This is a genomic window from Agrobacterium pusense (assembly GCF_900102105.1).
GTDB classification, from domain to species: Bacteria; Pseudomonadota; Alphaproteobacteria; order Rhizobiales; family Rhizobiaceae; genus Agrobacterium; species Agrobacterium pusense.
The window spans coordinates 65688-80479 of record NZ_FNBB01000004.1; the positions used below are offsets into that span (position 1 = coordinate 65688).

The 14792-nt window shown below is 59.1% G+C and carries 14 protein-coding genes; 6 read left to right on the forward strand and 8 right to left on the reverse strand.

Annotated elements, in window-relative coordinates; genetic code table 11:
- The first annotated feature begins 49 nt into the window (after positions 1 to 49).
- Positions 50 to 301 carry a hypothetical protein gene (locus tag BLU28_RS26595; protein WP_077986383.1) on the forward strand — a complete coding sequence of 84 codons (252 nt, stop codon included), beginning with the start codon at positions 50 to 52 and terminating at the stop codon, positions 299 to 301.
- A gap of 88 nt (positions 302 to 389) precedes the next feature.
- Here the strand turns inward: BLU28_RS26595 and BLU28_RS12195 are convergent, their stop codons facing one another.
- The 6 genes from BLU28_RS12195 to BLU28_RS12220 form a co-directional block, all read right to left on the reverse strand.
- Positions 390 to 1577 carry a Gfo/Idh/MocA family protein gene (locus tag BLU28_RS12195; RefSeq protein ID WP_022563717.1) on the reverse strand — a complete coding sequence of 396 codons (1188 nt, stop codon included), beginning with the start codon at positions 1575 to 1577 and terminating at the stop codon, positions 390 to 392.
- 21 nt (positions 1578 to 1598) lie between these two features.
- Complete coding sequence (locus tag BLU28_RS12200; RefSeq protein WP_004438853.1) at positions 1599 to 2651, reverse strand: sugar phosphate isomerase/epimerase family protein; 1053 nt, start codon at positions 2649 to 2651, stop codon at positions 1599 to 1601.
- A gap of 144 nt (positions 2652 to 2795) precedes the next feature.
- The gene (locus BLU28_RS12205; protein WP_077986384.1) at positions 2796 to 3869 is read right to left on the reverse strand and encodes an ABC transporter ATP-binding protein; all 1074 of its coding nucleotides are present in this window, start codon (positions 3867 to 3869) and stop codon (positions 2796 to 2798) included.
- 17 nt (positions 3870 to 3886) lie between these two features.
- Positions 3887 to 4735 (reverse strand): carbohydrate ABC transporter permease, encoded by an 849-nt coding sequence (locus tag BLU28_RS12210; RefSeq protein WP_004438848.1) that lies wholly within the window; start codon positions 4733 to 4735, stop codon positions 3887 to 3889.
- Positions 4728 to 5666 carry a carbohydrate ABC transporter permease gene (locus BLU28_RS12215; protein ID WP_004438845.1) on the reverse strand — a complete coding sequence of 313 codons (939 nt, stop codon included), beginning with the start codon at positions 5664 to 5666 and terminating at the stop codon, positions 4728 to 4730. Before BLU28_RS12215 ends, BLU28_RS12210 begins: the two co-directional genes overlap by 8 nt.
- Positions 5667 to 5733: 67 nt before the next feature.
- On the reverse strand, positions 5734 to 7035 hold the full coding sequence (locus BLU28_RS12220; protein ID WP_034498157.1) for an extracellular solute-binding protein: 1302 nt from the start codon (positions 7033 to 7035) through the stop codon (positions 5734 to 5736).
- Positions 7036 to 7231: 196 nt separating this feature from the next.
- Here BLU28_RS12220 and BLU28_RS12225 point away from each other — a divergent pair, with 196 nt between their 5' ends.
- From BLU28_RS12225 to BLU28_RS12235, 3 genes are read left to right on the forward strand one after another with little or no spacing between them, the layout of a single operon-like run.
- Positions 7232 to 8431 carry an ROK family transcriptional regulator gene (locus tag BLU28_RS12225; RefSeq protein WP_004438840.1) on the forward strand — a complete coding sequence of 400 codons (1200 nt, stop codon included), beginning with the start codon at positions 7232 to 7234 and terminating at the stop codon, positions 8429 to 8431.
- 51 nt (positions 8432 to 8482) lie between these two features.
- Positions 8483 to 9583, forward strand: coding sequence for a Gfo/Idh/MocA family protein (locus BLU28_RS12230; RefSeq protein WP_077986385.1), 1101 nt, complete (start codon positions 8483 to 8485; stop codon positions 9581 to 9583).
- A gap of 17 nt (positions 9584 to 9600) precedes the next feature.
- Positions 9601 to 10242, forward strand: a complete 642-nt coding sequence (locus BLU28_RS12235; protein ID WP_004438834.1) for a ThuA domain-containing protein — start codon at positions 9601 to 9603, stop codon at positions 10240 to 10242.
- Positions 10243 to 11198: 956 nt separating this feature from the next.
- On the opposite strand, the gene BLU28_RS12240 is transcribed toward BLU28_RS12235, so the two are convergent.
- Positions 11199 to 11471, reverse strand: a complete 273-nt coding sequence (locus BLU28_RS12240; protein ID WP_197539763.1) for a helix-turn-helix domain-containing protein — start codon at positions 11469 to 11471, stop codon at positions 11199 to 11201.
- Between the two features lie 117 nt (positions 11472 to 11588).
- Between BLU28_RS12240 and BLU28_RS12245 the strand changes: the two genes are divergently transcribed.
- On the forward strand, positions 11589 to 12242 hold the full coding sequence (locus BLU28_RS12245) for a hypothetical protein (protein ID WP_175477692.1): 654 nt from the start codon (positions 11589 to 11591) through the stop codon (positions 12240 to 12242).
- Between the two features lie 35 nt (positions 12243 to 12277).
- Positions 12278 to 13189 (forward strand): HEPN domain-containing protein, encoded by a 912-nt coding sequence (locus BLU28_RS12250; RefSeq protein ID WP_034498163.1) that lies wholly within the window; start codon positions 12278 to 12280, stop codon positions 13187 to 13189.
- Between the two features lie 243 nt (positions 13190 to 13432).
- On the opposite strand, the gene BLU28_RS12255 is transcribed toward BLU28_RS12250, so the two are convergent.
- On the reverse strand, positions 13433 to 14791 hold the full coding sequence (locus tag BLU28_RS12255) for an amidase (RefSeq protein WP_077986387.1): 1359 nt from the start codon (positions 14789 to 14791) through the stop codon (positions 13433 to 13435).
- Position 14792: the final 1 nt, after the last annotated feature.

The following is a 14792-nucleotide window of genomic DNA, read 5'->3' on the forward strand; positions in this document are numbered from 1 at the left end:
TGCTCTCGGACAGGAGTAATCTGGCGAGATATCCTTTGGAGCCTCAGCCATGCGTCCTGGAGTGCTCATACTTGGCTTGGCCATCGCCCTTATCCCAGCTTTGGCGGATGCCCATAATTGCAAATGCCGAAATCGCGGTGTCATGTTTCAGCTCGGCCAGACGTCCTGCCTAAGAGTCGATGGCGGGTCCTATCTGGCCCGCTGCGAGATGAAACTCAACGTTTCCTCCTGGACCAAAATCCAGGACGGCTGCCCCGTGACGCAACGCGTGGAGTCGGCATCGTCCAGCGCTTATCACTAAGTCTTGTGCCCCCGCCCACGAAGGGGCTGGCGCATCAGCTTTTTTCTTCTCCCCGGGGCGGGGAGAAGAAATACGCTGAAACCTCGCCTCAGAGCTTCACCCAGACACCGTTCTTCTTGCCGGACTCGATGCAGGCCGTAACAAAGGCGACACCCTTTACGCCATCATCGACGGTCGGGTAAATCACGGCCTTGTCGAGCACCGAGCCGGTGCGGCGGGCTTCGATGGCATGCGCCGCCTCGGTATAGATCGTTGCGAAGGCTTCGAGATAACCTTCCGGGTGGCCGGAAGGGATGCGGGTGACGCGTGCTGCGGCAGCCCCTGCCCCGGCACCGCCGCGGGTGATCAACTGCTTCGGCTCGCCAAGCTTCGTGAACCAGAGATAGTTCGGGTCGGCCTGCGTCCATTCGATGCCGGCCTTGTCACCATACACACGAACTTTCAGCCCGTTTTCGTGGCCGACCGCAACCTGGCTGCACCAGAGCAGCCCCTTTGCCGGCTGCTTGCCACCCTTCGGCTTGAAACGCAGCATCACATGCGCATTGTCGTCCAGCCGGCGGCCTTCGACAAAGGTATGCACATCTGCCGCCAGTTCGTCGACTTCCAGACCGGAAATGAAGCAGCCGAGATTATAGGCGTGCGTGCCGATATCGCCTGTGGAACCACCCGCACCGGATTGGGCCGGGTCGGTGCGCCAGACAGCCTGTTTGGCACCCGTCTGCTCGATGGGTTCCGCCAGCCAGTCCTGCGGATACTCCATCTGCACCAGACGGATCGTGCCGAGAGCGCCCGATTCCACCAGTTCCCGTGCATGCCGCACCATCGGATAGCCGGTGTAATTATGCGTCAGGATGAACAGCGCATCGGCCTTGTCGGCGACGTCCTTCAGCTTCTTCGCGTCTTCCAGATTGGAGGTCAGCGGCTTGTCGCAGATGACATGGATGCCACGCTCCAGAAACGCCTTCGCCGCCGGATAATGCACGTGGTTGGGCGTGACGATCGCCACCGCCTCTATGCCATCCTCGCGTAGCGCCTCCTTTTCGGCCATCTCCTCGAACGAGCCGTAGCAACGCTCGGGATCGAGCCCCAGTTCACGGCCGGAGGCGAGGGATTTTTCCGGGGTCGAAGACAGCGCCCCTGCCACGAGATCGAAACGATTGTCGAGCCGCGCCGCCATGCGGTGAACACCACCGATAAAGGCACCAGAACCACCGCCCACCATGCCGAGGCGAATCCGCTTGTTCGCCTTGTCGGTTGTCTTTCCTTCAATAGCCATAATGTTTCCTCTGCAATGCTCTCAAAGCCCAAGCATACGGCGGTTGGCCGCATCGTCGGTGCCACCAGATGCAAAATCGTCAAAGGCCTTTTCCGTGACGCGGATGATATGCGCCTTGACGAATTCAGCCCCTTCGCGGGCACCATCTTCAGGATGTTTCAACGCACATTCCCACTCGACCACAGCCCAGCCATCGAAATCATTGGCGGCCATTTTCGAGAAAATCGCACCGAAATCGACCTGCCCGTCGCCCAGCGAACGGAAGCGGCCGGCCCGTTCCACCCAGCCCTGATAACCGCCGTAAACGCCCTGCCGTCCGGTCGGGTTGAACTCCGCATCCTTGACATGGAACATCTTGATGCGGTCTTTGTAGATATCGATATTATCGAGATAATCGAGGCATTGCAGCACGTAATGCGAGGGGTCGTAGAGCATGTTGGCACGGGGGTGGTTCTTCACCCGTTCCAGGAACATCTCGAATGTGACGCCATCATGCAGATCTTCACCGGGGTGGATTTCATAGCAGACATCCACACCCTGCTCATCGGCATAATCGAGGATCGGCGTCCAGCGTTTGGCAAGTTCGTCAAAGGCTGTTTCTACAAGACCGGCCGGGCGTTGCGGCCACGGGTAGACGAAAGGCCAGGCGAGCGCGCCGGAAAAGGTCGCATGCGCCTTGATGCCGAGATTTCTGGAGGCTTTCAGCGCAAATTTCACCTGCTCCACCGCCCATTGCTGACGCGCTTTCGGGTTGCCACGCACTTCCGGTGCGGCAAAACCGTCAAAAGCCTCGTCATAGGCTGGATGAACCGCAACAAGCTGGCCCTGCAAGTGGGTGGAAAGCTCGGTCACTTCCACACCGTTCTGGCGCGCGACACCGGCGAACTCGTCGCAATAGTCCTTCGATTCCGCCGCTTTCTTGAGATCGATCAGCTGCCCGGCCCAGGTCGGCACCTGCACGCCGGCATAGCCTTTTTCCGCCGCCCATTTGGTAATGCTGTCCCAGCTGTTGAAGGGGGCCGCATCACCGGCGAACTGACCGAGAAAAAGACCCGGTCCCTTGATCGTTCTCATAAAAATCTCCTCCTGCATCGATACAGTTGCGCGGTAACCCCGCTTTGTTCCCAATCGCCAAGCTAACCGCTCGTGATTTTCAGACAAGCCCCAAAAGCGAAGGGGCAAGAAAATTTCAGCATTTCATCAAGAACATCTGGGCACTTAAAGCGCCAGTCCGCTCGCCCTGTCGAAGACGTGCACGCGCTCATGGTGCACGGTGGCGGCAAAGGGCGTGTTGACCTTCACCGGCTGCTCACCATCCACCACTGCCGTAACTTGATCGCCCGCCAATTCGAAGACCACATGGGTCTGCGCGCCGGTTGGCTCCACCAGCACCGTTCTGCCGGTAAGCGAGATATCTCCCACAATCGCAGAACCGATATGTTCGGGGCGAAGCCCGATCGTCACGGGCTGGCCGCGCTTGACCTTGCGGGAGGCGGCAATGCGGATCGCGGTTCCGTCCTTCAGCCGGGCGGCGGGCTGGTCGCCTTCCCCATCGACCACACCTTCGATGAGGTTCATGGCCGGCGATCCGATGAAGGCGGCGACGAAGAGATTGGCGGGTGTCTTATAAAGCTCAAGCGGAGTACCCTGCTGCTCGATGCGGCCGTGATTAAGCACCACCACCCGGTCCGCCAGCGTCATGGCCTCGATCTGGTCATGGGTCACATAGATGGAGGTCGTGCCGACCTTCTGGTGCAGCGCCTTGATTTCGCTGCGCATCTGCACGCGCAGCTTGGCATCCAGGTTGGAAAGCGGCTCGTCGAACAGGAAGACGGCGGGGTTGCGAACGACAGCGCGACCCATGGCGACACGCTGGCGCTGACCGCCGGAAAGCTGCGAAGGCTTGCGGTCCAGAAGCTTGCCGAGATCAAGCATACGGGCAGCTTCGGCAACACGCTCTTCAATGACGTTTTTCGGCTGGCCGGCAAGCTTCAGATTGAAGCCCATGTTTTCAGCCACCGTCATATGCGGGTAAAGCGCGTAGGACTGGAACACCATCGCGATGTTGCGCTCACGCGGGGTCATGCCATTGACCACCTTGTCGCCGATGAGAATATCGCCATCGGTGATTTCTTCCAGCCCGGCGATCATGCGCAGCAGGGTGGATTTGCCGCAACCGGAAGGGCCGACCAGCGCGATGAATTCTCCATCAGCAATATCGAGCGATATGCCGTGAATGACATCGAGCGCGGCATAGGACTTGCGGATCTCTCTAAGTTCGACGGAAGCCATATTTTGCTCCTTTCACGTCACGATTTGACGGCACCGGCCGTCAGGCCCGCGATGATGTGTTTCTGTGCGAGGAAGAAGACGATGACGGTCGGCAGGATCGTCAGCGTGATGAAGGCGAGAACGAGCTGCCACTCCGTGCCGAATTCGCCGCGATAAACCATGATGCCGAGCGGCCAGGGATATTTCGATTCCGAATTCAGCATGATGAGCGGCAGGATGTAGCTGTTCCAGCTGCCGACAAAGGAAACGATGCCAACGGTCGCCACGATCGGCCGTGAGAGCGGCACGGAAATATGCCAGAAGAAGCGCAGATAGCCGCAGCCATCCACAAAGGCCGCCTGAAACAGCTCATCCGGCAAATTGCGGAAATAGTTGCGGAACAGGAGAATGCTCATGCCGAGGCCAAAGGCCACCTGCGGCAGCACCACGCCCCAATAGGTATCGAGCAGGCCAAGATCGCGAATGCGGATGAAGAGCGGCAGAATGGCTGTGGCCGCCGGGAACATCAGCCCCAGCAGGAAATAATTGAGCAGGAAAGACGAGCCAAAGAACTTCACATGCGCGAAAGTGAAGGCCGCCATGGCCGAAACTGTCAGCGTCAGGAACACCGTCAGCAGCGCGATAACCAGCGAATTGAAAATCTGCAGCCAGTAACGTTTGCCGAAGAGGATATCGCCGTAATTGGCCCATTGCCATTCGGCCGGAATTCCGAACGGGTTGACGCGCAGGTCTCCCAGCGTCTTGAAACCACCGAGCGCCGTCGTCAGAAGCGGGATGAGCACGATGGCTGCAATCAGGCTCAATGAAATATAGAGATAAAGCTTGGTTTGCAGCGGCATGCGGACGGAAGTGGATGTGTCAGTCATGGCGCATGAATATCCTTTTGTAACCGAAGGCGAGCGTCACGCAGATGACGAAGAGAACGACGCCAACCGCACTGCCAAGCCCGACCTGCATGCGCATGACGCCGTAGGTGTAGAGGAAGGTGACCATTGTCTGCGTGGAGTTGGACGGGCCACCGCCGGTCAGCGGCATGATCATGTCGAACAGCTGCAGCGAGCCGATGACCGCGAAGAAGACGGAAAGGCGCACCGTGGAGCCCAGCATCGGCAGCGTAACGTAACGGAATTTCTGCCAGCCGGACGCGCCGTCGATTTCGGCCGCTTCCAACACGTTCTTGTCGACGGATTGAAGGCCGGCGATGAACAACATCATGTGGAAACCGAAATATTTCCAGACGATGACGCCGAGCACGGCATAGATCGCCACATCCTTGTCAGCCAGCACATAGGGATTGGCGAAACCGAAGAAATTGGAAATGGCGGCAAACAGGCCATAATCGCCATCATAAACGAAACGCCAGATCAGACCCGCCGCGACGTCAGCCAAAACGTAAGGCAGGAAGAATACCAGCCGGAAGGCGACGACACCGGGAATGCGGTGCGCCAGCATCATGGCGAGCCAGATGGCCAGCGGAATCTGGATCAGGATCGAAATGAGGATGATGAGGCCGTTATTGATAAGGGCCTGCGAGAATGCGGCATTGCCGAAAAGCACCTGGAAATTCTTCAGGCCGACAAAATCGGTCGGCGTGCCGTAGCCGTTCCAGCGGTAAAGGCTGTACCACGCCGCCTCGCCCATGGGCAGGATGACAAACAGGGTAAAGAGCAGAAGTGCGGGCGGCAGGAAGACCAGAAGGGTCAATGCCCGGTCATGCGCGACCGAACTTTGCTTGCGCCTGGCCTTTGCCGCGCCGCGCGCCGGTATGGACGCAGAAGTCATGGAAATATCCGTCATCTCTATCCGCTTTCATGGAGGCAGATAAGCAGCGCCGCACATTCGCGGCGCCGCCATGGAAACCAGATCAGCGCAGTTCGAATGCGTCCTGAATCTGCTGGGCACCCTCTTCGGCAGTCATCTGGCCGGAAACGATCTCAACCGAGATATCGTTGACGACACGACCGACGGCAGCGCCGAGCGTCTGGTCGAAGAAGTTCTGGTGCCAGGTGGAAGCAGCCAGCTGCTTGGCGGAATCCGCCAGCAGCGGGTTCTTCACCGCACCGGCAGCCCCTGTGGCAACCGGCAGGATCATACCGGCGGTCGCCATTTTCTCTTCGCTTTCCTTGCTGGTCAGGAAGGTGGCGAAATCGACAGCCTCCTTGGAGGCGTTCTTGGTGAGCGCCCAGCCGTTCAGACCGCCCAGAGTGTCGGTAGCCTTGCCTGCGCCGCCTTCGACAACTGGGAAAGCGAAGCGACCGATATTTTCAGGGGCCAACCCCTTGCCGTCGCCGGCATTCTTGCGCTGGTTCGCTTCGGTATTGTCAAAGCCGAGAATGATTGCGGCCTTGCCATCGCCAAAGACGCCCAGTGCCTGTGGCCAGGTTGCACCAAGATACCCCGGCTGGAAGGGTTCGAGCTTGCCGAACTCGGCCAGTTGCTCACCCGCCTTGATAATCGCCGGATCCATAAAGCCTTCGCCTTCACCCTTGCGGGCTGCGTCAAACACGGCCTGGCCGCCATTGCGCATCACGAGATAGCTCCAGTAGAAGTGTATCGGCCATTTCTCACCGCCGCCACCTGCAATCGGCACGATGCCGGCGTCTTTGATCTTCTTCACCGTCGCGCTGAAGTCCGCCCAGGTCTTGATGTCTTCGGCCTTCACACCGGCCTTGGCGAAAAGCTCCTTGTTATAGAAGAAGCTGACGAGGCTGACACGATAAGGTACGGCCCAGACCTTGCCGTCGAAAGACAGGCCGTCAATTGCGGATGCGTTATAGGCCTGGCGCAGCTTGCCGCCATCGGCGTCGAAAACCTCGGTCAGATCCTTCAGCGCACCGGTTTTGGACTGTTCCTCAAGAACGCCGCCGCCCCAGCTATAGAAGAAGTCCGGAACATCGTTCGATTGCAGCAAGGTAGGCAATTTTGCCTTGAAGGCTTCGTTTTCGAGGAACTGCAGCTGAACATCCACATCGGGGTGCTTGGCCTCGTATTCCTTGGCAATTTCTTCCCAGACAGCCACGGATTTCGGGTCCAGCTCAACATGCATCCATTTAACGACCGTCGCGGCCGAGGCGCTTGCTGCGCCGAGCATGAGAGCAATGCTTGTCGTTGCGGCAAAGCCTGTCAGCCTGCCGCTCAGGCTTGCGCCTGCGTGCCAAATCGTCATGATGGTGATCCTCCCTCGGGGATTTCCTCATTTATTCCCCAACGCGGATTAATTCACATTAGCCCTCGCTCAATGTCAAGGCGCTATGCCGATTTTTTGCGCGAACAGCTTGACACACCCCTCCCCTACACCGTTATTTAATCCGCAACCCGACGTAAATCGGTTCTCGAACCGGCATTGATCGCAGCAGGACCCCATGAAGACCGCAGACCCCGAACTAATGCGCGCGATCAACAGGCTGAGCGTGCTGGACAGCATCCGCCGACATGGGCCCATTTCCCGCGTTGAGATCAGCGAACGCACGCAGCTTTCCACCACGACCGTTTCCGCCATTACCGCCTCACTTTTGGATGACGGGCTCATCCTGACCCGGCACCTGGGCGATATCCGCACCGAAGGTGGGCGCGGCAGGCCGCGTGTGATGCTGGAGCTGAACCCGGATGCCGCCCGCGTTGTGGGCGCCAAGATTGCCGCAAACCGCATGGTCTTTGTCGTCACCGATTTTTGCGGCAATGTACTCTCCACGCTTGCCTTGCCGATCCGGGTAGACCGCCAGCCAATCGGCGTCATCGCCGATCTGGTGGAGGACGGCGTAAGACGTTGCGTCGTCGATGCCGGTCTATCGCTTGAGGATGTGGACATGGTCTGTCTCGGCCTGCCCGGCGTCATCGAACATCGCACCGGCAAGATCCGAAGCAGCCCGATTTTGCGGGAAGTGAATGTTAATTTCGCTGAGGAAATGACGGCGCGGCTGAATTCGCCGACCATTATCGAAAGCGACGCCCACGCGATTACGCTTGCCCATCACTGGTTCGGCCATGCGCGCGATCTCGAAGACATGGTGCTGATTTCGCTGGAACAGACGCTCGGCCTTGGCGTGCTGCACCAAAACCAGCTCTTCCGTGGCGCGGGCGGTCTCAGCCACAATCTGGGTGACCTCGTCATCGGCCTTGCCAATGAAGGCACGGTGCGGCTGGCGAGCCAGGCCGGTGAAAACGCGATTTTGGGCTCCCGCCCGGCGGATGGGCGTTTTGCCGAAGCGATCCGGCTCGGCCGTGGCATGCAACATGCTCATGCGCTGATTGCGGCCGAAGATCACGACCTTATCACGGCCGCCTTGCGAGCCGGTGCCGCCCTTGGCCTGACACTAGCCAATATCGTCACGCTGTTTGCGCCACCACGGGTCATCATTACCGGCTCCAGCCTCGAACTTGGCGAACCTTTCATCGCCAGCATTCGCAACAGCTACAATGCCGCAGTGCCGCCATCTCTGGCCGGTGTGGCGGAACTGGTTTTCGATGTTGCGAGCGACGAATTGTGGGCGCAGGGGGCCGCGGCCGTTGCGCTTTACGAACTTTACGAATCGCCATGGAACACGACCGGGCCAGCGCTCTAACCCGCAGGGGTGAGCACAGGCCAAGGCATTTCTGATTTACGGGAGGATTTTATGAACAAAGTCGGCATCGGCATCATCGGCTGCGGCAACATTTCCAGCGCCTATCTCAAGGCCATGGCTTCGTTTCCCATTCTCGACATTCGCGGTCTTGCGGATATGAACGAGCAGGCGGCAAAGGCCCGCGCCGACGAATTCGGCCTCCAGGCGAGAAGCATCGACGCACTTCTCGCCGATCCCTCGGTGGAGATCATCGTCAACCTGACGATCCCCAAGGCGCATGTGGAAGTGGGTCTGCGCGCGCTGGACGCCGGCAAGCACGCGTATTCGGAAAAACCGTTGGGCATCAATTTCGCCGAAGGCAAACGCCTTGCGGACGCGGCAGAGGCAAAGAGCCTGCGCATCGGTTCGGCTCCGGACACCTTCCTCGGCGGCGGGCACCAGACAGCGCGCCGGTTGATCGACGAGGGTGTGCTTGGCCAGCCCGTGGGCGGCACCGCCACCTTCATGTGCCCCGGCCATGAACGCTGGCACCCCAACCCAGCTTTCTATTATGAGGTTGGTGGCGGGCCGATGCTGGATATGGGACCCTATTACATTACCGATCTCGTCAACCTGTTTGGCCCGGTCTCCAGGGTGGCGGGCTTTGCCATTGCGCCCCGCAACGAACGCCTCATCACAAGTGAGCCAAAGAACGGCGAAAAAATCCCCGTTCATGTCGCCACCCATGTGTCCGGCGTGCTGGCCTTCGAGAATGGCGCTGTTGTGCAGGTGGGCATGAGCTTTGATGTCGCCGGCCACAAACATGTGCCGCTGGAACTCTACGGCACGGAAGGTACGCTGATCGTCCCAGACCCCAACCATTTTGGCGGCGAAGTGCAATTGTTGAAGAAGGGCGGACAGTTCGTGCCGCAGACCCTGTCTTCGCCCTATGCAGACGGAAATTACCGTTCGATTGGCGTCGCCGACATGGCCTACGCCATCCGCGAGAACCGTCCGCACCGCGCCAATGGCAATCTTGCCCTCCACGTGCTGGAAATCATGGAAGCCTTCCAGACGGCGTCAGATAGCGGCACGACCGTTTCCATCACCACCAAGGCGGAACGTCCTGCTCCGCTTGAAACATCGCTGGTCGACGGCCAGCTCGGCAAATAATCCCGAGGAGGAAATAAATGCGCGAAGCACTCATCGTCTGGGGCGGCTGGAGCGGCCACGAGCCGCAGGAATGCGCCACCATCGTCAAGGACATTCTGGAGGAGGACGGTTTCAAGGTCTATGTCGAGCACAGCACCGAGGCTTTCGCCGATCCGTCGGTGCATGATCTCAGCCTTGTTGTGCCTATTGTCACCATGTCAAAGATCGAGAAGGAAGAAATCAAGAACCTGACGGCGGCTGTTGAAAACGGCGTCGGCATCGCCGGCTTTCATGGTGGCGCGGGCGACAGTTTTCGCGAATGCGTGGAATACCAGTTCATGATCGGCGGGCAATGGGTCGCCCATCCCGGAAATATCATTGACTACACGGTCAACATCACCCGCCCTGACGATCCGCTGATGGAGGGGATTTCCGATTTTCCCTATACGTCAGAGCAATATTACATGCATGTTGACCCCTCCAACGAGGTTCTGGCGACAACGACTTTCACCGGCGATCACGCTTGGTGGATCGACGGCGTGGTGATGCCGGTGGTGTGGAAACGCAAATACGGCAAGGGCCGCGTTTTTTATTCGGCGCTCGGCCACCAGGCCAAGGAATTTTCCGTGCCGCAGATGAAGACCATGTTTCGCCGCGGCGCCAATTGGGCGGCGCGTTGAGGTTATCGGCAGCCTCTCCCTCGCAACGTCATCCTCGGCCTCGCGCCGAGGATCGGCAGCGGATCCTCGGGACAGGCCCGAGCACCTACCGAGACCGACAAACGGGATCATACGTTGTCGGGTTTTGGCTTGTAGCCGGGTTTGCCGGTAGGGTCGATCCAGTCGAGACAGTGCCACGCTCACCTTGCAGGATGATGGAATCGTCGCCCCCTTGTCGGCTTAGGCCACGGCGATGCGGTCGATGAGCTCGCGGATGCGTTCGGCAGCCTCGAGTGCCTGATCGGGATGGGACAGCGTCTCGGTCAAACGCTCGATCCTGCGTCGGTAGGTTCCCGCGATGCCCGGATGAAGATCGGGAACGCCTCAGGGATATCGGAAAGACGCGTGGCAAGACTCTCCTGTCTGACCTCCAGTTCCGTGAGCAGGTCGGACAGGCGCGATGCCAACCACTAGATGCCTAAGCGGATGAGAGATGCGCGGGAGATGGCGCGGTCGGACTAGGTCTTCACGACAGTCCAGCCTTCGCGGGCGGCAGGTTCGCGACACCGGCGCAACTGGTCTTCGATCGAAGCGTCACGCTGGTGTCGGAGGAATTGCGGGCATAAAGGGCGACACGCGTCATGTTTGACTTCTCCATCGTTTGGCAACGTGGCGTGCCGGTACGGAGCCGTCCGGTCAAGGCTGGCGCGGGATGTGCCACAGCGGAAAGCGGAGCGGCCTTAAGGGGCGGTTTCTTTCAGGCAAAAAAGTCTTTCAAGAATTGGTCTTGCCGCAGTTTTTCTGTGCATCGGCGTAGGGCTGTCATTCACAGCCAGTCAGGGCAGCAAATTACCGTTTTGCAAAAGATATTTAGCCGCGTCGCAAGGGGTGTAGATATGGCGGAAAAAGGAAAACCTGGAGTCCGGGACCTTGGTCGGGCCAAGATCTATACTGTGACGGACTGCAATCCAGACTCATCAAAGCGTGGTCTTCTTCGCCAGTCGTACGCCCGGCCCACTACCGTTCTCCGGGATGAACTCTATTCCAGCAGCTTCTAGTGCTGTGCGGATCGCTTGAAGGTTATTGGCGTGGGGTAGACGGACACCCCGTTCAAAATCAACGACGGTGGGCCGGGATACCTTCGCTGCGTCGGCTAGCTGACTTTGGCTCAGGCCCAACATGGCTCTCGCTCCCCTACATTGCGCGGCAGAAATTTTACTCGAAGGCAAATGTTGATCCAGTTTTGACATTTTGACAAATCATTGTTAAATTAACAGACATTGCGTGCAGCAACGCCCGCAGCCGAGCGAGATGCTTGCTCCATCTCACTCGGCCTGACCAGACCCAAGCTGTATGGAGCTCAGATCATGGCTGATTCTGACAATAGCACGACTTTGCCTTGCGTCACCCGCAGGAAGTTGCTGGCGGGTAGCGCCATTGCAGTCGGCGCATTGAATTCCGACGCCTTCGCCCGCAACGAAATCAAGGGAGATGCGCCCTTCGATCCTGTCGTGCCCCTGTGGCACCAGTGGCGGGGTGCCCACAAGCTCACGGAGCGCCTTCGTTCCCAGCAGCAGAGCCTCGAACGGCAGCTTGCAGAGACCGTTGGCTTTCCTTTCGCTACGATCCACCTGTCCGATGGAGAACCGTTGGCGGCCTATTCCCGCGAGGCAATCCATGATGTGTTCCGTCTCGCGCCTCAGCAGACTGCAGCCTGCGCCAAAGCTGAAGCCGAGTTCGCGGCTCATCAGTTGCGGTGGGACAGGGCCGACCGGGAAATCGGATATTCAGCCGCAGTGCAGGCTGAGCGGGAGGCTGGCGCCCGGGCAGAAAACCTGCTCCATGCCATGGCCACCACATCTGCCACAACACTTTCGGGTGTGGCAGCCAAGCTCGACGCCGTGCTGCACGAAGGCAATATCTGGGAAGACGGCTCCGAGTTTCCATGGCCTCATATACGCTCTGCGCTCAACGACATCAGGCGTTTAGAAGAATCCTTCGCCAAAGATGGCGCACTGTGAACGTCCCCGGTGTATGCGGGTTTCAATATGAGACGTTGCGCGACAGGGTCGGTCACCTTCCCGATAACAGGCGCTGGGAACTGCAACGGATCGCGCGAATCCTCTTCGACGAATTCGTTAATGCGCAGAAGGGAAAACTATCGGCAAAAAACAAGGGTGGCCGTATTCTTAAACTTGTTCTCTTTGGCCCCTTCGCACAGGAAACGCCCACGGGAGACTGCAGGGGCGATTGTCGCTATGAATATTACCTCCTAGTGGTCGTCAACACCAAAAACTTTGCCGCGCCCCGCTTCTGGAACAATGCTGCAGAAGGCCTCCTACGAGAACTGACGGTCACCGGACGCCTGGCTACGCCGGTGAACTTCATCGTTCATTCTATTATGGACCTCAATGACCATCTCGCGCACGACCGCCCCTACTTCGTGGACATTGTCCGCGACGGCATCATGCTCTACGAGATGCCGGGCTTTCCGCTCGTCACGCCCAGGGCGCTGGACCCCAAAGTCGCCAAAACCGAGATGGGTGGCGTTTTCGACCATTGGTTTCCAAGCGCCTCGCATCGCTTCGAATTAGCGAAGGAGGCGATCGGGCGCGGCTATAGCAGGGACGCTGCGTTCGATCTGCATCAAACCGTTGAACGGCTTTATCATTGTATCCTGCAGGTTCTGGCACTTTATAGCCCCAAAACCCACCGGCTGACATTTCTGCGTGCTCACGCCGAACGGGTCGCACCCCTGCTGACTACGGTCTGGCCCAGCGATAGCCGTTTTGCAAAGCAATGCTTTACCCGCCTTGAACGGGCCTATGTGGAGGCCCGCTATTCGCGCGGCTATGAAATCAGCGATGAAGAGCTGGCCTGGCTGTCTGAGCGTGTGGAGGTTCTGAGGAAAACTGTCGCTGCAATCTGCTCGGCGCACCTTGATGCTTTCAACAGCGCGAGAACGTAAAGACTGGGCCGCGACGTGATGTGATGCGGTGTTGCGCAGCCGGAGAGGCTCCGCACCGCAACCAGCCGCTACCGCCTCGATTATAGCAACCCAAAGCCGCTGGAGCGAACTCAAACTGGATAGAACTTAGGGCACGTCAGGGGATTAAGTCTCTATAGTCAGCAAATATCTGTCACGGTCAAAACCTGCCCGAGGATGACGAAGGACAGGTTCTACGTTATCGACAAGCCGGAAATGAACCCCTCAAACCCGAACGACTTCTTCCGCCGCCATCGCCGCGCCCAGCACATGGTCATCCGTGCCGTCCAGCCCTGAAAGCAGCAAGCCAACCGGCATGCCTGCGTCGCCCGCTCCACACGGGATCGAAACACCGCAGAGATCGAGGAAGTTACCGATCTGCGTGTTGCGCAGGGTTTTTGCATTCATCGCGAAAAAGGCATCGTCACTTTGGAGAAGCGGCGCGACCCTGGCCGCAACATGCGGCAATGTCGGCGACAGCAGCAGTTCGCCTTTTCCGATCATTCCCGAAAACGCCGCAGTCATGCGTTGCCGCGCATCGATGATGGCTATGTAATCCGGCATTGAAATATTGGCCCCCAGCTTCGTTCGTGCGACAACGCGCGGGTCCATGCGCGCGGCATCAGCACCTTCCAGCCGGGTTTTGTGCAGGGCAAAGGCCTCCGCGGTCACCAGCGCGCCCTTTTCCTTGATAAGCTCGAACAGTTCCGAAAAAATCGGGAATGCCTGTCGTCGCACCGAGGCACCGGCGCGGACAAGACGGTCCACCGCCTGCTCGAAAGCGGCCGCGACTTCGTCCTCGATTCCGTCGAAAAATACGGTCTCGGGCACAACAAGCGAGAGGCTGGAAAGTGGCACGCGCTGCACATCGGCGGCAGTCCTGCCCCGCATGGCGGCATCCACCCAGACCGCATCCTGAACCGTGCGGGTGAGGGGCCCGAGCGAATCGAGACTCTTCGCCAATGGATATACGCCGCGCATCGAATAACGGCCGCGACTGGCCTTATAGCCTACCACGCCATTGAAAGCGGCGGGGATGCGGACCGATCCGCCCGTATCCGTGCCGATCGCCACCGGCACCAGACCGGCCGCCACGGCCGCGCCCGCACCGGAGGAGGAACCGCCGGGCAGACGGTGTCCATCCGTGGAAAGGGGATTGCGCGGCGTGCCGTAATGCGGGTTGATGCCAAGACCGGAAAATGCAAACTCGCTCATATTCGTTCGGCCGATGCAGATCATGCCGGCCTGTTTCAGCGCGGTCACTACATCAGCGTCCCACGACGCAGGCTCATCATCCGCAAGCACGGTCGATCCGGCCGTGGTCACCGTGCCCTCCAGATCAAAAAGATCCTTCCAGGCCACGGGAATGCCGTCGAGAAGCCCGCGGGAACGGCCTTCGCGGATGCGTGTCGATGCGGCCTCCGCTTCGGCGGCGGCCCGCTCCGCCGTCAGCCCTATGAAAATGGCCTGATCGGCCTCCTGACGGATCGCATCCACTGTCTCTTCCACCAGGGCGCGCGGATCAAGGTGGCCATCCTGGATGAGAGCGGAAAGCTGCGCGATGTTCTTGCCCCTGTGAGCCATG